At 55.2% G+C, this 21,106-nt stretch carries 15 protein-coding genes, 1 tRNA gene and 1 riboswitch; of the genes, 8 read left to right on the top strand and 8 right to left on the bottom strand.

Annotated elements, in window-relative coordinates; all coding sequences use genetic code 11:
* The first annotated feature begins 26 nt into the window (after nt 1–26).
* On the top strand, nt 27–1,112 hold the full coding sequence (locus IPP88_17005) for a DUF3426 domain-containing protein (protein MBL0124344.1): 1,086 nt from the start codon (nt 27–29) through the stop codon (nt 1,110–1,112).
* Between the two features lie 72 nt (nt 1,113–1,184).
* On the opposite strand, the gene IPP88_17000 is transcribed toward IPP88_17005, so the two are convergent.
* A complete protein-coding gene (locus IPP88_17000; protein MBL0124343.1) occupies nt 1,185–3,755 on the bottom strand; it encodes a DUF1631 domain-containing protein in 2,571 nt (856 codons plus the stop codon).
* Nucleotides 3,756–4,021: 266 nt separating this feature from the next.
* A riboswitch (cyclic di-GMP riboswitch) is annotated at nt 4,022–4,111 on the bottom strand.
* 181 nt (nt 4,112–4,292) lie between these two features.
* Here IPP88_17000 and IPP88_16995 point away from each other — a divergent pair.
* The 3 genes from IPP88_16995 to IPP88_16985 all read left to right on the top strand — a co-directional run bounded on the left by IPP88_16995 (nt 4,293) and on the right by IPP88_16985 (nt 6,676).
* Nucleotides 4,293–5,228, top strand: coding sequence for a carbohydrate kinase family protein (locus IPP88_16995; protein MBL0124342.1), 936 nt, complete (start codon nt 4,293–4,295; stop codon nt 5,226–5,228).
* A 21-nt stretch (nt 5,229–5,249) separates the two neighbouring features.
* Complete coding sequence (locus tag IPP88_16990) at nt 5,250–5,717, top strand: glycine zipper 2TM domain-containing protein (GenBank protein ID MBL0124341.1); 468 nt, start codon at nt 5,250–5,252, stop codon at nt 5,715–5,717.
* A 113-nt stretch (nt 5,718–5,830) separates the two neighbouring features.
* Nucleotides 5,831–6,676 carry a 1-acyl-sn-glycerol-3-phosphate acyltransferase gene (locus tag IPP88_16985; protein MBL0124340.1) on the top strand — a complete coding sequence of 282 codons (846 nt, stop codon included), beginning with the start codon at nt 5,831–5,833 and terminating at the stop codon, nt 6,674–6,676.
* A 137-nt stretch (nt 6,677–6,813) separates the two neighbouring features.
* On the opposite strand, the gene IPP88_16980 is transcribed toward IPP88_16985, so the two are convergent.
* Both IPP88_16980 and IPP88_16975 read right to left on the bottom strand, forming a co-directional pair.
* Nucleotides 6,814–7,641, bottom strand: a complete 828-nt coding sequence (locus tag IPP88_16980; protein ID MBL0124339.1) for a symmetrical bis(5'-nucleosyl)-tetraphosphatase — start codon at nt 7,639–7,641, stop codon at nt 6,814–6,816.
* Nucleotides 7,642–7,898: 257 nt separating this feature from the next.
* Entirely contained in the window at nt 7,899–8,186 is a 288-nt protein-coding gene (locus tag IPP88_16975) for a hypothetical protein (protein ID MBL0124338.1), read from the bottom strand.
* Nucleotides 8,187–8,346: 160 nt separating this feature from the next.
* Between IPP88_16975 and IPP88_16970 the strand changes: the two genes are divergently transcribed.
* Nucleotides 8,347–8,423: transfer RNA gene (locus IPP88_16970), tRNA-Arg, on the top strand.
* An 81-nt stretch (nt 8,424–8,504) separates the two neighbouring features.
* On the opposite strand, the gene IPP88_16965 is transcribed toward IPP88_16970, so the two are convergent.
* Both IPP88_16965 and IPP88_16960 read right to left on the bottom strand, forming a co-directional pair.
* Nucleotides 8,505–10,406 (bottom strand): polysaccharide biosynthesis protein, encoded by a 1,902-nt coding sequence (locus IPP88_16965; GenBank protein ID MBL0124337.1) that lies wholly within the window; start codon nt 10,404–10,406, stop codon nt 8,505–8,507.
* A complete protein-coding gene (locus IPP88_16960; GenBank protein MBL0124336.1) occupies nt 10,403–11,446 on the bottom strand; it encodes a glycosyltransferase family 4 protein in 1,044 nt (347 codons plus the stop codon). Before IPP88_16960 ends, IPP88_16965 begins: the two co-directional genes overlap by 4 nt.
* A 178-nt stretch (nt 11,447–11,624) precedes the next feature.
* Here IPP88_16960 and IPP88_16955 point away from each other — a divergent pair, with 178 nt between their 5' ends.
* Nucleotides 11,625–12,140, top strand: a complete 516-nt coding sequence (locus tag IPP88_16955; GenBank protein ID MBL0124335.1) for a hypothetical protein — start codon at nt 11,625–11,627, stop codon at nt 12,138–12,140.
* A 234-nt stretch (nt 12,141–12,374) separates the two neighbouring features.
* Here the strand turns inward: IPP88_16955 and IPP88_16950 are convergent, their stop codons facing one another.
* The 3 genes from IPP88_16950 to IPP88_16940 all read right to left on the bottom strand — a co-directional run bounded on the left by IPP88_16950 (nt 12,375) and on the right by IPP88_16940 (nt 14,467).
* Complete coding sequence (locus IPP88_16950) at nt 12,375–12,650, bottom strand: hypothetical protein (GenBank protein ID MBL0124334.1); 276 nt, start codon at nt 12,648–12,650, stop codon at nt 12,375–12,377.
* A gap of 17 nt (nt 12,651–12,667) precedes the next feature.
* Nucleotides 12,668–12,898: a hypothetical protein gene (locus IPP88_16945; protein ID MBL0124333.1), complete on the bottom strand. Its 231-nt coding sequence runs from the start codon at nt 12,896–12,898 to the stop codon at nt 12,668–12,670.
* Nucleotides 12,899–13,126: 228 nt separating this feature from the next.
* Nucleotides 13,127–14,467 carry a hypothetical protein gene (locus IPP88_16940; GenBank protein ID MBL0124332.1) on the bottom strand — a complete coding sequence of 447 codons (1,341 nt, stop codon included), beginning with the start codon at nt 14,465–14,467 and terminating at the stop codon, nt 13,127–13,129.
* Between the two features lie 391 nt (nt 14,468–14,858).
* Here IPP88_16940 and gltB point away from each other — a divergent pair, with 391 nt between their 5' ends.
* Nucleotides 14,859–19,517: a glutamate synthase large subunit gene (gltB, locus tag IPP88_16935; GenBank protein MBL0124331.1), complete on the top strand. Its 4,659-nt coding sequence runs from the start codon at nt 14,859–14,861 to the stop codon at nt 19,515–19,517.
* Nucleotides 19,518–19,587: 70 nt separating this feature from the next.
* Nucleotides 19,588–21,027 carry a glutamate synthase subunit beta gene (locus IPP88_16930; GenBank protein ID MBL0124330.1) on the top strand — a complete coding sequence of 480 codons (1,440 nt, stop codon included), beginning with the start codon at nt 19,588–19,590 and terminating at the stop codon, nt 21,025–21,027.
* The last annotated feature ends 79 nt before the right edge of the window (nt 21,028–21,106 follow it).

Here is a 21,106-nt window from a genome sequence, read left to right as displayed (position 1 = left end):
AAAGCCGCTAAGTTATACTTTGCAGCATGCTTCTGACCACCTGCCCAAACTGCTCCGCTCAGTTCAAAGTACAACCCGAACAACTCAATGTGCGCCAGGGCCGCGTGATGTGCGGCCGTTGCAGGCATGTCTTCAATGCGTTCCAGTCATTGACGCGGGTAATCGAAAGCGACGATGCTGAATTTGAATCGGCGCTTGATGCGGCAACACCCGTGGTCGAAGAAGCTTCGCCAACGTTGACGAATAGCCTTTTCCTGCGCGAAGAGCCATTGCCTTTGTCACAGGATTTTTCGCATACTCACTTTGCGTACGGCCTCAGGGTTGACGATTCGCCACCTCCATTGCCGCCCTCTTCCCAGTCGCCATCTTCCCCCTTATTGTCCTCATCGTCCCTCGAAGACGATTCCGCGCTTGGACTGAAACTTCTGCCTGAAGTCTTGCCGGAGCCGGACGATTTCCTGGAAAACACGCCTCCACCTTTGCCCTCCATTGTCTCGAACGATGCAGAGCTGCCAGAGGAGCAAGAAGCGCACGAAGCACCCGAGGCCTCCGCGGCGCAAGAGGTGCTTGGGAAGTCGGGAGATAATCCACTCCTTGCGCCCGCTCCTGGATATCGACCAACCCAGAGCGCAGCACACGGGCAACGGTGGGCATGGGGGGGAATGTTCTTGTTGGTGGGGTTGGCCGTTCAGGTCGCGTTTGCGTTTCGATCAACAATCACCCAGTCCTATCCGCAGTTGCGGCCTTCATTTGTAAGCGTATGCGAATGGGTGGGCTGCAATCTGCCTTGGGGACGCGACGATAGTGCAATCCGGATTGAGGCATCGGATTTAATCGAAACCCCCGGCAAGGCCGGCCACATATTGCTGACCGCAACGCTGGTCAATCGTAGCGCGACACGGCAAGATCTCCCGGCCCTGGAGTTGAAGCTGACGGACAGCGCCAATCAGATCATCCTGAGTCGCATACTGCAGCCGCAAGAATATCTGGGGCGTGCGCCGGCCAAAGATGAAAGTCTTGCGCCCAATGTTGAGGTGTATGTAAATCTCAGTATCGAGCTGACGAACAAGGCCCAGGCATCCGGCTATGGTGTCCGTGCCTTTTACAATTAGCCCGCACATCGATGCCACGCACGTGAACCCGCGCTGTTGCGATCCCAGGAAACGCTCAACGAGCACGTTGAATCAGGCGTGTGCAGCGAGAGACAGGGAATTCACCATCCTGTCGACCGCTCGATCGATCAAGGACGATTCGTTAAGCACTTTCGCATCACCGCGACGCAATTGAGTTTGCAGCGTTTCCGGCGTCACCGACAAGGCCTCCGTGGCTCCCGGATTTGTGAAAAGATAGACTCCTTTCAGCGGACTGATCCACGATAGCTTGGCGCGGATGCTCTTGCCTCCATCGCGCAGGAATTCCACCCACGTGCCGCGCGTCAATTCCACCGCCGGCATGTCGGTGATATCGAAATCCACCGCGCTATCGGTACTTTGCGTGGAAGGGGATGCGGTCGGCGTGACAACCGCCCGGGGTTTTCCGCTTTCAGGCATCGCCTGCACGTAACCTGAAGAGACCTTGCGCGCGGCGAGCTCTTCAATTTCGACGCCGTGATCGGTGAATTGAATGCGCGCCACGCCCGATCGCGCTGCCTGCTTCCATTCCGCCTCAAGTGCTTTTTCCTCGGCAATCAGTTTTGCAAACAGCGGTTCGGTATCGGCATTGGGCCGCGCAGCGGCCAGCAAGACAGAAACGCTTTCTCCGCGCAATCCCGCCTTGACTGCTGCCGCATGACAATCGACCAGTGTGGAAAAAAAGCGTCCCCGATCCTCGGATTCAACGGCGGCGATCTCCATGCCCTGCTGGAGATTTTTCAACAGACTCGGGAGCATTCCGACCAAGCGTTTGCGCTCTTCTGCATTGGCCTTTGGCAACACACTCCAGATCAAGTTATCGACCGTTTCCAGCGCTTGCGCAAAACCCGCGTGGCGTCCGTCCTCGCGAAGGTAGATGCGCTCAAGAACCCGTGTCCAGGGGCCGTTGAGTATTGCGGCAACTGGCGCCGGCAAGTCGACATTGGCCAGGCGCCGTTCTGTTTCGTCTTGCGCGACCAGTCTTGCCATTTCGCGCATTTCGCGTTCGTGAACGGCGCGCGCGGACTGTTCGACAAATTGCGCATTCGCGGCCTCACGCTCGGCCATGAATTTCTCAAAGTCGATCAGTACATCCGCGAATATCTGGAAATCGGTATCGAATTCCGTATGAACGCGATCGACTACGGATTCGATCATCCGGTAAAGTGGGTCGTCCCGGTTGGCCACGCCGGCGAAGCAGACGGAAGCTTCGGCCAACGAATCCAGCAAACGGCGTACAGGATGCGATTTTTTCGAGAAAAATGTGCGATCCAGGAGTGCAACTTTCAGCGCCGGAATCTGCAAGCGCGCGATCAGGCCCTTGACGGCTTCGGGGATTGCCTTGTCGTCAAAAACATAGTCGAACAACATCGCGACAATGTCGATAGTCATCACGTCGATTGGCGAACTGTTTTCCACCATGCTTGGCGTCTTGATATCGCGAAGCATGTTCAATGTCGCGGCGGGCGTCTCCCCCGGGATGAAATTTCTGAGTGCCGCCGAGGCGTTCAAGCCGGCGGCAGCCGACATGACCTGTTGCTGCATTTGCGTCAATACCGATACCAGACCGGCATTGCCAAGCGAGGTCTTGCCATCGGCAATGCGGCGCATCACCTCTGAAACCGCCGCGTTTGAAACGGGATCTGCGTTGCCAACCACGGGGGCGGGCGCAAAGCTGCCCGTCGTAACGCCATTGGCCTGCGGCGACCTGTTGGCCGTGCCCGTTGCTGCCTCAAACATGGCTCCGCCAGCGAGCAGTTGTTGAAGCGTCGCAAGAATATCCGTCGCCGGATTGGAAAAATTGCCCGAAGCGACACCGGCGTCGCCACCAGACAATGGCGAAGGCGGTGTGGCCGGCGCGCCGGATGCTGCCCTTTGAGGCGCGCTGTTCGGCGCCTTTCGATACATCGGACGAATCTGCGGAAGAATCTTGCGAGCAACAAGGTGACTGTTGATATCGTGATAGAGCGAAAGCATGTCTTTCGCCATGTGTTGCTCGACCATTCGCATGACCGTGAGTTTGGTTTGGTAGCCGCTGGTCATCTGGTCACACGCCACTTTTAGTGCCTTGATGATGGTGTCGGGCGCAATCGGGTTGGCGTCGTCCTTGAGCTCGGGCTCGGACAAGAGGAAGCCCATGCGTTGCGAGAGCGTTCGCAATTCGTCATCACATGTGTCCGTCATGCGATTGGCGATGTCCCTTACGGCGAGTTTTTGTTCCAGATCATTGTCTTCAAGCAGTGATAGCTCCATCGAGCCGTAGTCGACGCTCGGCGCTCTTCCGGGATCGTCCTCGCCAGTAACTTTTCTTTCAAAAAAACTGAGGAACTGTTTCTTGAAGGCGACTTCAATTGCGTTACGTTTTTCTCGCGATTGTGTGCGGGCATCGAGATACATGTTTTGGGCATCGCGGTCCCCTGCCTTTTCGGCCATCGTAAAGAGTTCGTCTTCGATCTTGTCAAAGGTGCTAGCGAGCAACTCGATGATCCGCTTCAATGCCATGTCGCGGCAGTCATTGAGGACACCAACAGATTCGGGCTTTACCGTTCGGCGACGCGCACCAAAATTGGCGGTCCCGCGAGCGTCCGCAATCGAAATTACATTGTCGATGGATTGTGTGACCATGTCCTTCTCCATGCGCCAAAATGGCGCCAATTCGGGTGTTTCTGTTGGGTGCGCCTGACGTGTCTCGTGACGAACAAGAATGACAAATGTTTCCAGTCGCCACGGGGGAGATGGATGCAGGAGCCAACAGAGATGGGGAGCAGGAAAATCGCGGAGACACCGAGGAATAAGGTGTTCCATGCAATGCGCCGGGCTGGAATCCCGGGATACTTGCAGGCGGGTACATGACCCACTGACCCGAAAACGAAAACTTCCATGTTCGACTCTCTGGTAATCCCGCTATCTCAGGATTTTGACAATCCTTCAGACCGGAGACTTTGCGTCCTCACCTTTCGATGAGTTTGCCTTGTTTCAGAATTCGCATTTTTCTGCTTGCTGCTATTGCGGAACGCACCGAACGCATGAAGTGACGCCCGTGTAAAGCCAATTTACAAGAATTGACAATTCGGTGTCAAGGCGGAAATTGTCTTTCCGACAAGCGGTAGGGTCAGGAAAGTGCAGGCGATATAATGACATTTTACTTGGAAAAAATTTACCATGCCCGTTCTGATTTGCGGCTCAATTGCGTACGACACCATCATGGTTTTTCACGGTGAGTTCAAGACCCATATCCTGCCTGACCAGATTCACATCTTGAACGTGGCCTTTGTGGTGCCGGATATGCGCCGTGAGTTCGGCGGTACCGCGGGCAACATCGCATACAACCTGAAACTGCTTGGTGGAGACCCCTTGATCATGGCCACCGTGGGTGATGACTTCGGACCGTACAAGGAGCGCTTGGACAAATTAGGTATTGCGCGCACTCACGTGCGCGAGATCTCAGGTGCATTCGTGCCGCAGGCATTCATCACAACTGATTTGAAGGACAATCAGATTACGGCGTTCCACCCTGGGGCAATGGCATCGTCATACTTGAACAAAGTCGGCGATGCAACTGGCGTAAAACTCGGTATTCTTGCTCCCGACTCTCGCGACGGCATGCTGCAGCACGCAGTACAGTTTCATGACCTCAAGATCCCGTTCATTTTTGATCCAGGTCAAGCGATGGGTGTGTTCAACGGTGACGAATTGCGGCATTTCGTGGAACTTGCCGATTACGTTGCCGTCAATGACTATGAGGCGCGTGTTTTGGAGGAGCGTACCGGCGACTCCATTGAAAAAATGGCTGAGCGCGTAAAAGCGTTCATTGTTACCAAGGGCGCGGATGGATCAGCCATTTATGCAAATGGTCAACAGATATTGGTTCCAAGCGTTAAAGAAAATCGACGCATGGATCCGACTGGTTGCGGCGATGCCTTCCGGGCGGGTTTGTTGTACGGTATTGAGCGCGATTGGCCATGGGAAAAGGTGGGCGGTCTCGCGAATACGATGGGAAGTTTGAAAATCGAATACCGTGGACCGCAGGGTCACCATCCGACACGCGGTGAAATAGAAGCGCGATACCAGTCCGCATATGCAGAAAATCTTTGGTAACCTTGGAACGAGGAGAAAGTCATGAATTTCAAGCGAGAGCTGGTAATCGGAGTCGCTGCGGTTGCGACAATGCTGGTTGGATGTGCCGCTCCAGGTTTGGGTGGTGGCAACTACGCGCGCGCGCAGGTGCGTGGCGAACAGACGGTGCGTCTTGGCGTGGTCGAAAACGTCCGTGATGTGGCAATTGATGCTCGTGATACCGGCACGGGGACGCTCGCCGGAGCCGCCATTGGAGGCCTTGCGGGTTCAACCGTCGGTGGAGGCCACAGGGCCAATGCGGCAGGAGCGATCGCCGGAGCATTGGTTGGCGGCATCATTGGGAACTCCATGGAGAAAAACGCCAATGACCGTAGAGGGGTGGAGGTGACGGTAAGACTGGAGAACGGAAAACTCATTGCTGTCACGCAGGAAAAAGATGAGGAATTTCGCGTTGGTGACCGAATTCGCATTCTGACCGGGCAGGGAACCACACGCGTGACGCGGTTCTAGTGTTGCGTTGAGTTTTCCCGAACTTGTCAGAAAAGGGACGCTATCTGCGTCCCTTTCCTTTTTGCGAGCTCTTCCAATGGCCAACAGCGTCCTTCATCAAGTACCATCACGTCATGTCTGACAAACAAACTGTAATGGCGTCGAAGCGGTTCGAAACACACCGCTCTGTGCGCGCGTTTCGTTGGGTGCGACTACTTACTCATGTCGCGGTTGGCCTGACAATGGTCGGCATCTTCTTTCCGCACGCTTCGCCGACATGGCACGCGCATCTGACTGGATGGTGGGCGAAGAAGTTGTTACGCATCCTCAATATCGTATTGTCTGTGCGAGGCGCTCGACCGGCTGCGCAAGCGCGTAACCTGATCATTGCGGCGAACCACGTCTCCTGGGTGGATATTTTTGTCATCAGCGCGGCACACCCCGCCCGCTTTGTTGCGAAATCCGAAATACGCGATTGGCCAATTGCCGGGTGGCTGAGCGAAAGAGCAGGGACGATTTTCATTCGACGCACACGTCGGAGTGATACTGCCAAAATTAACGACCTCATGCACGCGGCGCTCGCCGACGGTGCCAGCATCGGATTGTTTCCCGAGGGCACAACCACGAAGGGGGATAGGCTGCTGAAATTTCACACATCGCTGTTTGAGCCGGCGGTGGTGAATTCAGCCACACTTGCGCCCGCTGCGATCTGTTATCTATCCAGCGACGGTGAGCGCAATGAAGCGGTCGCGTTTATCGGCGATTTGAGCTTCGCCGAATCGGTCGGCTTGATCATCGGCCAGAAGTCAATGATTGCAGAGATAACCTTCGCGCCGCAAATTGAAGCGTCAGCACTTACGCGGCGCGAACTGGCGCTACAGGCAGAAGGTGCAATCGCGGCGATGCTTGGCGTTGCGGCGCCAAATATGCATCATCGATTCACGAGTTCGCTGGATGAAGGTGCGGCGGCGTCAGGTTGACCCAGTTCCAGCGCGATGTACGGCATTGTTCCAAAAAGTGATGTCCTCCACGACCGCGCGCCAAGTGAGCCATTCAGGTCGGCTGAATGCGGCGGCGGCCGGTGCTTGAACAAGATAGGTCGCGAACCAATTGTGTCTCAATCCCAACCTTTTGGGGTCGAGGATTCGGCACAGGGAACCTGAAATATCTTTCGGTCTTCGAGTCGCATGGCAGTTAACTTGCGTCCCCAAATGCAACCCGTATCGATGCCAACAAAGTGTGAAGTTACGTGCAATCCCAACGCGGACCAATGACCAGCGATGACAGTTTTTTCCGCGAGTGAAGAATGCTTGCGCTCAAACCACGGCGACAGGCCTTCCGGTAAATTGACAAGCTCGCCCATGAATTCGAGATCGATTCGCGCATCGTTTGTAACTGCCCTCATCCGCGTCATGGCATTGATAATGATTCGGTAGCGATCCGCTCCCGTGAGATCATCGCGCCACAGATCGGGCTCGTTGCCATACAAAATGGCCAACAATGCACGATAGTTTTTTCCGCGCAGTACGGCTTCCACTTCATGCGCAAGCTTCATCGCAAACTCCAGATCCCATTGCGGCAGTAAACCGGCATGAACCATTACGAACTCATCTTTGGTATGTATCAATGGCCTTTGGCGCAACCATTGTATGAGTTCATCGCGGTCCGGGGCATTGAGAATTGGCGTCAACGTGTCATTCCTGCCGGATCTGCCAAAGCCTTCCGCGACCGCCAGCAAATGCAGATCGTGATTGCCCAGCACCGCGACGGCCCGAGTCCCCAGGCCTTTGATTAAACGCAGGCATTCCAGGGAACCTTGGCCACGATTAACAAGATCGCCGACGAACCAAAGCTGATCGCGCGAAGAGCTGAACGCAATTTTGGTAAGCAGCGTCTCCAGCGTGCGAAAACAACCTTGCAAGTCGCCGATAGCGAAGGTCGCCATAGAGTGCTTTCGGCTACTATGTGAAAAAAATGGTGCGGCGCACAGCCTCATTCCGGAATGCGTCAAGCCTCGACAATTTACCTTGCATCCCGCGTCAATCAATGGCTGCCTCGAAAACTGCATCGGAAGGAGTAGGATTGGTTTATGCGCCGGAATCGGACCAACCCCTGAGCACAGGCTCAAGATGCCGTTGGCGTTACAACCGCCTCAACAATTTTCGTCACGGAATTCAGCGAGTCATAGCCGGCTCGTTGTTGCTAGGACGGTCCATTACCGGATTTAGGCACAACCGCCCCTGTCGGCGCGGATGCAGCCACCTTCGAGGGGTCGACCACAAGCACTGTCGCGGGCGCGATGCGCCGCGCAACCGCCTCGGCAGAATTTGCCTTGGCATTGGCTTCGCCAATCTGATGTGTGCCTACGGCGAAATACGCCAACATGATAATTCCCACCACCAATCCTACCGCGCCAATCGTGACGGCGATGGCAAGCTTGACTGGATTGGCTTTTTCTGCATTTACGATGTCGGAGTGATTCTGGGACATGGCGGATTCCTGGAAAACGTTGGTGTGGGTCCTGCTGATCGGGAAATTATAACGGCGAAGCGCTTTTCAACTCAAATCTGGCGGCGGGACATTGATTGAAGGGTGGTTGGCGGCAGCGCTAGGATGGTAGACTGCCGACTTCGTTAGTCGTTTTATCAGCGCGCCCGTAGCTCAGATGGATAGAGTACTGCCCTCCGAAGGCAGGGGTCGCACGTTCGAATCGTGTCGGGCGCGCCAACTTAAGCATCAAGTGTGGCGCATTGCATGTGCAAGTCATGCGAACTAATTTCTCGCCTTACGTTGAAGTTTAACCACTGCCTAGGCCAACTTTTTCTCCACCCCGCCACTGATCGATTTTAGGCGTGGGCGCACCTGTGCCACGTACTCCGGCACCCAGCGCTTCAAGTCGCGACGCACATCCGAATCATCCGGAATCCGATCCTGAAATAGCCAAGTCGATACGCTGTTGATAAAGCCGCCGTCGACTTCACGCGCTTTGGCAATGCGCAGCTTCGGGTGTGGGGTCGGACGTGTTTGCTCATCATGGGCGAGCAATTCTTCAAACAGTTTTTCTCCCGGACGCAGTCCGGTATAAACAATCTTTATTTCCTCGTCAGTTGGCTCGGACAGGCGGATCATGTCGTGCGCCAAGTCGACGATCTTGACTGGCTCACCCATGTCGAGCACAAAGATCTCGCCGCCTAAACCCATCGTTCCGGCCTGCAAAACCAATTGCGCGGCCTCAGGAATTGACATGAAGTAGCGCACCATGTCCGGATGTGTCACGGTGACCGGGCCGCCGTGATCGATCTGCTCCTGGAAGCGCGGAATGACACTGCCGGCGCTGCCCAATACATTGCCGAAGCGCACCATCTCAAAGCGTGTATTGCTGGTCTGCTGCAATGCCTGACAGAGCATTTCGGAAAGACGTTTGGTCGCGCCCATCACGTTGGTTGGATTAACGGCCTTGTCGGTCGAGATAAGCACAAACTTTCTGACGCCATATTCGATTGCGGCGCGTGCGACCACCAGTGTGCCCAGCACGTTATTTTGCACGGCTTCCCACGCATTACTTTCTTCCATCAAAGGCACATGCTTGTATGCGGCCGCATGAAAAACCAGCGACGGAGAATATTGGTGCATCGCCTGATTGACGCGCTTGAAATTCTTGATATCACCGATCACACTGGCAATCGGCAAATTGTCGTATGCGTCGCGCAAAGACTGCTCGATTTTGTACATCGCGAATTCACTCTGCTCAAATAGCACCAGCATCGAAGGTTGGTACTCGGCAATCTGGCGGCAAAGTTCGGAGCCGATCGAACCGCCAGCTCCCGTGACCATGATGACTTTGTCGGTAATAAGGTCGTGCAGCCCGGCATCATCGAGTACGATTGGCTCGCGTTTCATCAGATCTTCAACCGCCACGCGACGAATTTTTGCGGGGACCACTTTCCCTCTAACAGCCGGACTCAAGGTAACGCCGTTGAACTTGGGCACGGTCAATATCGTTACTCGCGCCTTGTTGCATACCTCAACGATGCGGCGCCTGACTGGGTACGTGACGGAAGGCATTGCGATAATGACATGCTTGACCTTTAGCGAGCGTGCCACACGCGGCAATTCATCAATACTCGCCAACACCCGCGCGCCATGCAACAGGCGCTGGCGCTTGTTTGGGTCGTCGTCCAGCAGCCCCATTACGCGCCAGTCGGCGCTGCGCGAAAGTTCCTTCAGAAGCCCGACGGCCGCGTCGCCGGCACCCAATACGAGTACCGGAGTGCCCTGTTCATTGGTGTTTCCATACAGGCGCCACTCTTTCCACGATCGATAACTGATCCGACTACCCGCCATCAAGGTGATCAGCAATAGTGCCTGGATGAAAAAGTGTGCGAAACCTAAAGCCTGCAGCCAGCCAGCCGCCCAAAGTATGAACGCAGAAGCACTTGAGCCCACCACTACACTGACAACAATCCGTTGCACATCGGGCAGACTCGCATATCTCCACAGTCCCTGATACATGCCGAAAAGTGTGGAAATCATTGCTTGAACGGGAATCGCTACGGCAAGTGCCAAACTCAACGCGGAAATGAGCGTATCGCGCTGACCAGGTTGATATTGCGCAAGCAGTAGGCCAGTGACAGTCCATGAGACAACCAGCATCACGGCGTCATGACAGAACGCTAAAACGGCGCGTTCATTGAATGCAAACCTTTTCATTTTGCTCCAGGAGTTTCTTCTTTATTGTCTTTTTTATGTTTGTAGAAGCGCCATTCCAGATATACCAGCAACGACGCATATGTTATCACCCAGGCACTGACAATTGGATAGAGAAGGTGACTGTTTTGTGCCGCGAGCGCAGATCCTGTACTTCCAAGCATTAAAAAGTAATACGAAATAACTGTCTTGCGATGACTCCACCCTGAAAGGATTAGCCGCTGGTAGTAGTGTTCACGGTGCGCAACCCAGATTTTTTGTTGGCGGGCAATTCGTTTCAACAATGTGGCCGTGGCGTCGACAATAAAAGGCGAAAAAGCCAGCGGGCCAAACCACCAAGGCCAGAGACCCATCAAACTTCCTTGCAAGCCAATTGCGGCGGCCAGGAATCCAAGGGGCACCGATCCCGCATCGCCCATGAAGACACTGGCGGTGGGAAAGTTGAAATATAGAAATCCCAGCGCAGCGCCAGAAACCGCGCCTGATAAGGCGGCAATGGGTAAGCCTTGCGCCGGACTCAATGCCGCCGCAATCATGTAGCCGCCAAAACCAAGGAACGCCATGCCCCCGGCCAAGCCGTTTGCGCCATCCATGAAGTTAAACAAGTTGATCATCCAGCATATCGCCATGATCACAACGAACGTGGATACCATCCCCGCAAGTATGTAGATTGAATCGCCAAAAAGTGGAGCGGGAAAAGCTTGCATCCAACTTAGGACAACACATATTGCGGTCGCTACGTGGACGGCTAGGCGTAGCGCAACAGGCAAGTGTTCTCGGTCATCCAGAACCGAAACCAGTGCGAGTCCTGCAGCCAGTAGCAAAGGCGTCAAGGGAAGCTCATCAGGACGCAGCATAGCCAGCGAAGTCGCGACGGCCATCAGCATCGCCAATCCGCCGATGCGCGGCGTTGGTCGATTATGTAACGAGCGATGATTCGGTTGGTCGAGTGACCACTCGGACATTGAGTTTCGGCGAAGCAGCGTCACCATGCCAGCGGAAAGTGCAATCGAGACAAGAAATGCAGCAATCACCAAAGCCATTTTCTGTTACGCGCCTTTACGAGTGGCAATGTGGGTCGCTGGAGTCATAGTGAAAGAAAAACGGGCACCCGCAGGTGCCCGTCGATGTTGGTACCAACTGCCCTATGGGCAGGTTGTTTTCCGCGTAACGGATACTAGAGCGGATGTACCACCGTCATCTACTGTCAAGGTAACCAATGTGCCGATCGCACCGCCTGCGCCTGATGCATTAATGGTGCTGGTGAAATTTCCTGTCCCGCTGGTTGGAATGGCCGTCGCCAAGCCTGGGGTAGTTGAATTGATTACCTTGTTGGAATTGCCGCCGGAGATACTGATTACGCCCGTGCCACCATCCGGTATGCAGAGCGCGGAGGGCGCAACTCTTAACGGAAGCACAGGTGCCGCCGTGCCAGGCGTTGTTGTCACTTCCAACGTCACAAAGGCGCCCAAGGAATCAGTAACCACAACGCTGCCCGGAGACAGGCAGATATTGGGATTGAATACCTGTACGGAAAATGCGTCGCCACTCCTGTCCACAAGCGGAGGGGTAATCGTGATTGAATTGGGAAAACTGGTACTGGCCTTATATGGAGCAATCCCGCCAAACACAAATAAATTCACCAATCCCGTGCCGCAGGCCGCTGTCGTGGGTCCGCCGAGGCTGACTTTCGAAGGCAGCACGAGAGTGCCACGTTTGCACCGTTTGCATTCTTGACGATGAAAGTGAAATCCCGGTATGCACCGGTGGCCACATCGATCAGTCGGAACTGGGCATATTGGGTCGCCGCGTTGGGTGTCACACGGATGCGCGCAGTTACGCCACCGGCTGAGTCAGAAACGCCTGTTAGCGTGGGGCCGGTAATGCCTGTGCTATCTAGAATGAATGCGAAAGGCCCAAAGTTCGCGGTAAGGCGCATTTGTTTATTCTGGGTATCGCAGGCCGTTGGAATTATGGGACCAACGAAATTAACGAGTCCTCACCAGAAGCAGAACAGCTGGCCGCCGTTTGTATTGATAGACCGTAGCCGGTCAGAAAGCTCTGCAAAACGTTATAAGTGGCGGTAGTTTCCTTGCCGGTTGAATCGCGTGCCGTGACGGTGACGATCCTAAATGCGGTCGCGCCGACCTCAGACTGGTTTTCCGTCGTGAGCGTACCGTATACCCCTATTTGATTCGGCACGGCGGTAAAGGAGTTGCCATTGAGTGTGAAGTTCAATGGCAGCACGGTTTGCTCGTTTGATGTCACGAAGTAGGGTCCATGCCGCCCGCAATATTAATCGTTGTCGGGGTATTAGCGTAAAGGAACCAGTACTTGGGCAGGATGGCGAGCGTACCGTTGGTCAACGGATTTCCGCCGGTTGTGCCACTTCCGCCGCATGACACCAGTATGGCGGTCATCGAACCGAACAGCGCGGCAACTGCACCCCGCTTCGCCAGAGTGCTCATATTGCCGAAGTAATTAGTTGTCGTCACGATGATGTCCTCATGTCTTCAGTTCTTGGTCAGGACTTTTCAGTCCCAATTTAGCCAGTTTACTTAAAAATTATGGCCTTACCTCGCTTTATTAAAGCGCAACTTGCAGTTTGATGCAAGTCTTTTTCTTGCCATGACAACTAATGGCCATGCCGTTGCTGCGATGGCTTGCACACAACGCGGCCGTATGAAATGAAATCCCCACTAACTATATGATTGCTAAGTACTTCACGGGCAAGTAGCCGGGGTCGCGATGGTCACCGGCGTCACGGTCGCGCCCGCAACGACATTAACAACAATTGAGGTGGGCTGTGTATTTGCCGTGGAGGAGCGCGAAAAAGTGATGGTCGAAGGAATCGCGCCCGCGGTTGGTGAGACGATGAATTTGGTGGTATCCACCCCCGCAGTCACGATCTGCGTCGTGAAACTGCCGGAACCCACCAGATTGATCGAGGCGGATTGCCCGCAGCCCACGCTTGCGGTAGTGGGTGCGATCGTAAGTGTTGTGGCTGTCGCCGCGTCACCTTTATCACCCTGCTGGGAGTCAATTGCAGCCGTCTCGATCGTCAAACCCCTTGAATCTGTGACGATCATCGAAACTTTTCCGCAACTGGTCACCAGCACGCCGAAGACGCCGCCTGTCGTTGCGACGGTCGCGGTAGTCGGGGACGCCACGCCGGGCAAAGGAGAAGCGACAGCATAAGGCGGTGACCCGCCGTATACGTAGAAATCGACATGCGCATTTGGACAGAAACCGTCCTGGCCCGTACCACCTTTTGCCCCCTTGATCGTAATGGTGCCGCTAGGCAAGGTTGACAGAATTCCGGCGCCTGAAGTCGTCTGAATGATGTTGAAGTTGTAGCGCCGGGCAAGGCCGGTACTGACATCGGTTGATTGTAGTGTAGCCACCTGCGTCGGAACGGAGGTATTGGCGAGAAGACGCACGACGGCCTCGCCCTGCTCGTCTGTGTTAATGACCAATGAACTGACCAACACACCGGTTCCCGGCGTGACCAATTGAAAGCCGCCCTGGTATACGTCGAAACGAATGGCGCGTGAGCGCAATACCAAACCATTCAGTACCGCCTTCACGACCACCTGCGCATCGCCGCCACTGCAGAGTCCCGTACCACATCCCGTGCCGGTCGGGCCAAGAGGCGTAAAAGTTACCTGATTGTTCAGCGTGGATGGATGCACGTTGACTTTTGCGATCACCGATTTCGCGAGACCATCCTTGATTGTGACGTCGACCGGGGTGTCTCCATTGACGCTAGTGGGAACGAGGCTGAACGAGGGGTTGGTGCCAGAAATCCCCGATGCCACGGTGGTCACAGGCAGCGCCACGGTATTGCTGGAGAAAACGGAATAGGGCGATTGCCCGCCGCTGATCGTCAATGTTAATGGGATATCTGCAAATGCATCGGCTGCGCCCGGAAACACGGCAAGCGTGGATCCGGCGGAGGGATCGGTCCCTGTCACTGCACCACTGCCGCAGGAGCTTAGCAGTGCCACCAGCAATGCGGAAAGCAGAAGCATTGCGACCCGCCCAATCGACCTTTTCATCATCACGAAAACATCCTTTCTGGTGTTAAGGCTTCACGGCAACAATGTGACAAAAGTGCTTGCCATCATTGGAATTCTATCAAAGCAACGCGGACGCTCCATTATCCTCGCATGGCGCAATGCGCGCTACCGCTGTTGCAGGTTTATTCCATTCGAGACAAATTTGTTGCGGCGCGCAATAAGCGGCGCTATCATGAAGTCTTCCAGGAATAGTCTTTCTGTATCAGCGTGTTGGGTGGCTTTACCGAGCGTCCCGTCCGTCGAAAAACTGCGGGGCCAAAAACCCGACATTCCCGGTAACAATCATCACCCTGCCATATTGCTTTTCCGCGCGACCATTCCGCGCGAAGATATAGCAATGCATTTTGTTACCACGTTTTCCCCGGAGTATCTTCGCATGTCAGAAGTCGTCGCCAGTGCCTTGCTAGCCTCGCCTGCGCCCGTTGCGCAGGGATTATATGACCCCAGTCAGGAACATGATGCTTGTGGCGTCGGGTTTGTGGCCAATATTAAAGGAAAGCGCTCCCATTCGCTGGTTACGCAAGGGCTCAAGATCCTGGAAAACCTGTCGCATCGCGGTGCGACCGGCTATGACCCGTTGCTTGGAGACGGCGCGGGTATTCTGATCCAGCTTCCTGATCAGCATCTTCGTCGCGTATGTGGCAAGCAGGGAATGACATTGCCCGCGATCGGTCAATACGGCGTTGGCATGGTATTCCTGCCAAGGGAACCCGCTTCACGGATGGCTTGCGAACAGGAAATTGTGCGGGCCATTCATGCGGAACGCCAAATCCTGTTGGGGTGGCGCGACGTACCCACAGACAATCATGGTCTGTCTCCCGCAACGATCGCGGTTGAGCCCTTGATTCGCCAGGTATTCGTCGCGCGCGGATCCAGCGAAATGAGCCAGGACGATCTGGAGCGCAAGCTCTATATCATCCGGAAACGTTCGGGTCACGCCATTCAGGCGCTGAGTCTGCGCCATGGCAAAGAATTCTATGTGCCGTCGTTTTCGTCGCGCACGATTGTCTACAAAGGCATGCTGCTGGCGGACCAGGTCGGTCGGTACTTTGTTGACCTGCAGGATCCGACAATGATGACGGCATTGGCGCTGGTGCATCAGCGTTTTTCGACCAATACTTTTCCAACGTGGGACCTCGCGCACCCGTTTCGAATGGTTGCGCATAACGGCGAGATCAACACGCTGCGTGGCAACGTGAACTGGATTCGCGCCCGGCAAAAATCCATTGCATCGCCGGTATTGAAGGAGGATCTCAAGAAGATCTGGCCGTTGATTTACGACGGCCAATCAGATTCGGCCAGCTTCGACAATTGCCTGGAAATGCTGGTGATGGGCGGCTATTCCCTGGCCCACGCGATGATGATGATGATTCCGGAAGCATGGAGCGGTCACAAGTTAATGGACGAGGATCGTCGCGCATTTTATGAATATCATGCGACGCTCATGGAGGCTTGGGACGGCCCGGCGGCGATGGCCTTCACCGATGGCCGCCAGATCGGTGCAACGCTGGATCGCAATGGCTTGCGCCCCGCACGATACATCCTCACCGATGACGATATTGTCGTGCTGGCGTCAGAAGCCGGTGTACTCGATTTTCCAGAATCAAAAATCGTCAAAAAATGGCGTTTGCAACCTGGCAAGATGTTCCTGGTCGACCTTGAAAAGGGTTGCATTGTTGCTGACGAACAACTGAAACGGGAATTGGCAACCGCAAAACCCTATCGGGAATGGGTTGCACAAGCGCGAATTCGCCTGGACGACTTGCCTGAACCCGCGCCGGCCGAGAAGTCTCCCGTGGCGCTGCTCGATTTGCAACAGGCGTTCGGTTACACGCAAGAGGACCTGAAAATCGTCCTCACCAACATGGCTACCGCCGGCATCGAAGCCACCGGCTCGATGGGAAACGATTCACCGCTGGCAGTCATGTCGGACAAGCCGCGCAATCTTTATCACTACTTCAAACAGCTTTTTGCGCAGGTGACCAATCCACCGATCGATCCGATCCGCGAGGAATTGGTGATGTCGACGGCAATCACAATTGGCCCACGACCCAATTTGCTGGATATTCATCACACGGACCCTGGCCAGTGGTTGGAAGTCGCGCAACCGGTGCTGACTGCTGAGGACATGGAGAAAATTCGCCATATCGATATGTTTACCGGCAACCATTTTCGCAGCCACGAACTGGACATTACCTACCCCGCCACGTGGGGACCGGAAGGCATCGAGGCGGCGGTTGCGTCGCTTTGCGCACATGCAGAAGATGCCTTGCGTCTGGGTTACAACATATTGATCGTGACCGATCGCAAGGTCGACACGAACAATGTTGCGATTCCCGCGCTGCTTGCGGTGGGCGCGGTTCATCAGCATCTGGTGCGGAAGGGCTTGCGTACATCAACCGGGTTGGTGGTGGAAACAGGCAGTGCCCGTGAAGTGCACCATTTCGCCATGCTTGGCGGCTATGGTGCTGCAGCCGTGCATCCATATCTGGCGCTGGAGACGCTTCACAATATGCGCGAGTACCTCCCCGGAGTGGATCCGAAGGAAGCCGAGCAAAAATATATCAAGGCAATATCCAAAGGCTTGCTGAAAGTAATGTCGAAGATGGGCATCTCGACCTATCAAAGTTACTGCGGCGCGCAGATTTTCGAGGCGGTGGGCTTGTCCAAGGAGTTCGTGAACAAGTATTTCACCGGCACTGCGACCAACGTCGAAGGAATTGGTATCTTTGAGATTGCCGAAGAGGCGATGCGGCTGCACCAAAAAGCGTTTGGTGACGATCCTGTGTTACGTACCCAACTCGACGCTGGTGGTGAACATGCCTATCGTGTGCGTGGCGAAGAGCATATGTGGACGCCGGACGTGATCGCCAAATTGCAGCATTCCACCAGAGCGAATTCATATTCGACCTACAAGGAGTACGCGAAGCTCATCAATGATCAGACGCGGCGTCACATGACATTGCGCGGCTTGTTTGAGATCAAGTCTGTTGGTGCGCCGGTTCCAATCGAGGAAATTGAACCAGCCAAAGAAATCGTCAAGCGATTTGCAACGGGTGCGATGTCACTTGGCTCCATTTCGACTGAAGCACACGCGACGCTGGCGGTCGCAATGAATCGAATCGGCGGCAAGTCGAACACGGGCGAAGGTGGAGAAGATCCCCGGCGTTTCATCCCCGTGCTGAAGGCTGGTGAAACGATGAAGAGCAAACTGGGCGACGCCGTGGAAACGGACATTCGCCTGTTGCCAGGCGATTCAATGCGTTCGCGGATCAAACAGGTTGCGTCCGCACGCTTTGGCGTGACCGCCGAATACCTCAATTCCGCCGATCAAATCCAGATAAAGATGGCACAAGGCGCCAAACCGGGTGAAGGTGGTCAACTCCCGGGACACAAGGTCTCCGAGTACATCGGCAAGTTACGTTTCGCGACACCCGGCGTCGAACTGATTTCTCCGCCGCCGCATCACGATATTTATTCCATCGAAGATCTGGCGCAGTTGATTCACGACCTTAAAAACTGTAATTCACAGGCCTCGATCTCCGTGAAGCTGGTGTCGGAAGTTGGCGTGGGGACAGTGGCGGCTGGAGTCGCGAAAGCGAAAGCAGATCACGTCACGATTGCCGGTCACGACGGCGGAACCGGGGCGTCGCCCGTGTCATCCATCAAGCACGCGGGCACACCGGGGGAGTTGGGTCTGGCGGAAACCCAGCAAACACTGGTTCTGAATCGCCTGCGTGGCCGCATCGCGGTGCAGGTTGATGGGCAAATGAAAACCGGTCGTGACGTGATTATCGGTGCATTGCTGGGTGCGGATGAATTCGGTTTTGCCACCGCACCATTGGTGGTCGAAGGCTGCATCATGATGCGCAAATGCCACTTGAATACTTGCCCGGTCGGCGTCGCCACACAGGACCCGGTGCTTCGCAAGAAATTTTCCGGGCAGCCGGAGCATGTGGTGAACTTCTTCTTTTTTGTCGCTGAGGAGGTGCGCGAGTTGATGGCTAGCATGGGCATTCGCAAGTTCGATGACCTGATCGGTCGCGCCGACTTGCTTGAGACGCGGAAGGGCATTTCGCACTGGAAGGCAAAGGGGCTGGATTTTTCGCGAATTTTTCATCTGCCCGACATGCCAAACGACGTTGCTCGCCGCCATTGCGAAACCCAGGATCACGGCTTGACTGGCGCGCTCGACAATATGCTTATTGAGCGCGCGAAACCGGCACTGGAAAAACGCGAGAAAGTTGCCATTGAAGCAACCATTCGCAATCTCAACCGAACAGTGGGCGCAATGCTGTCGGGCGAAGTTGCCAGGCGTTTCGGCAACGAAGGCTTGCCGCAGGGCACGATCACGATCAAGCTCACTGGGACGGCCGGGCAGAGTTTTGGCGCATTTCTCGCTCGGGGCATCACGCTCGAATTGACGGGTCAGGCCAACGACTACGTTGGCAAAGGCATGAGTGGCGGACACATCATTGTCAAGCCGCTGGCCGAATTCCGTGGGGACCCCATGGAGAACATCATCGTTGGTAATACGGTCATGTATGGTGCGACGGCGGGGGAATCATATTTTCGCGGCGTCGCGGGTGAGCGATTTTGCGTGCGCAATTCCGGCGCCTCGGCCGTGGTGGAGGGTACGGGTGATCACGCATGTGAATACATGACCGGTGGAACAGTCGTGGTGTTGGGGCCAACGGGCCGCAACTTCGCCGCTGGCATGTCGGGTGGCGTTGCTTATGTGCAGGATGAGGATGGCAGTTTCAGGAACCGCTGCAATCTCGCCATGGTGGAACTTGAGCAAATCACCGATGCAGTCACTTCTGGATCGCACTTGGGGAAATCGGATAGCGCGCTACTGAAATCCCTGATTGAAAACCATGCCACATACACGGGCAGCCAGCGCGCCGTCGACATGCTCGGAAATTGGCCAAAGTGGTCGCGAACCTTCGTGAAAGTGATGCCGACCGAATACCGCCGGGCCTTGAAGCAACTAGCCGAGAAAAACATTGCGGCGCTCAAGAAAAAGGCCGCCTGACGATTCACGTCAGCCTCCTCCATAACAACCGCTGCGCGATTGATGCGCAACGACAGCGCGAAAGAATTGCATGGGCAAGCCAACAGGATTTCTGGAATATCAACGACTGAGCGAGGCATCGATTGCGCCGGCCGAGCGACTGAAGAATTATCGCGAATTCACACTACACCTGAATGACGACGACGCGAAGACGCAGGGTGCCCGCTGCATGGATTGCGGCATCCCGTTTTGCCAGAATGGTTGTCCGGTCAATAACATCATTCCGGATTTCAACGATCTGGTTTATCGACAAAATTGGCAAGGTGCTCTGGATAATTTGCATTCGACCAACAACTTTCCGGAATTCACCGGTCGCGTGTGCCCCGCGCCGTGTGAAGCGGCATGTACGTTGAATATCAATAGCGATGCGGTAGGAATCAAATCCATCGAGCACGCCATTATCGACAAAGGCTGGGAAATGGGCTGGGTCACGCCTTTGCCGCCCAAGCGCAAAACCGGCAAGAGAGTTGCCGTGGTTGGTTCTGGGCCAGCGGGTCTCGCGGCAGCGCAACAGCTTGGACGTGTTGGTCATGATGTGATCGTATTTGAAAAAGCGGACCGCATCGGCGGACTTCTGCGATACGGTATCCCGGATTTCAAGATGGAGAAATCGCATATCGATCGCCGAATTGAGCAGATGGAGGCGGAAGGTGTCCAGTTTCGCGTCAATCAGCATGTCGGTGTTGATACGCCTGCTCACGTACTGATGCAGGATTTTGATGCCGTCGTGCTTTCCGGTGGCGCCGAATGGCCGCGCGATCTCCCGGTGCCTGGGCGGGAACTGGAGGGCATTCATTTCGCGATGGATTTTCTGCCACTGCAAAACAGGGTGGTGGCAGGGGATAAGGTGCCGGGTCAATTGATGGCGACCGGCAAGCATGTGGTGGTGATCGGCGGCGGCGACACGGGTAGTGATTGTGTCGGCACATCCAATCGTCATGGCGCCAAATCAATTACTCAGTTTGAATTGTTGCCTCAACCTCCGGAGCAGGAAAACAAGCCGATGGTGTGGCCTTACTGGCCGATCAAGCTGCGCACTTCCTCGTCTCACGAAGAGGGCTGCGAGCGCGACTGGTCAGTCGCGACCAAGGCGTTCATTGGCAAGAATGGCAAAGTTGAAAAACTTAAGGCGGTTCGAGTCGAATGGAAAGAAGGAAAGATGCAGGAAGTTCCCGGCTCGGAATTTGAGATGAAGGCCGACCTGGTGTTGCTGGCGATGGGATTCATGGGGCCAGTGCAAAAGGGATTGCTGGAACAGTTTGGCGCCTTGGGCGTCGAGAAAGACCCGCGCGACAACGTCAGGGCGACAACCGAAGGCAACGGCGCTTACCAGACCACGAATCCGAAGGTATTTGCCGCTGGCGACATGCGCCGGGGTCAATCACTGGTGGTATGGGCGATTCGCGAGGGGCGGCAGTGCGCACGTTCGGTCGACGAGTATTTGATGGGGTCGAGCGAATTGCCGCGATAGAGGAATTTTAGACCGCGCGGCTGCGGTTGCAGTGAGATAATGCGGGGCGCGACTAACGGTCGCGCCTTTTCGTTTCTAC

This window comes from Betaproteobacteria bacterium (assembly GCA_016720925.1).
GTDB lineage: Bacteria > Pseudomonadota > Gammaproteobacteria > Burkholderiales > Usitatibacteraceae > UKL13-2.
Note: the sequence above shows the minus strand (reverse complement) of the source record. Positions and strands in the feature narration are given on the sequence as shown.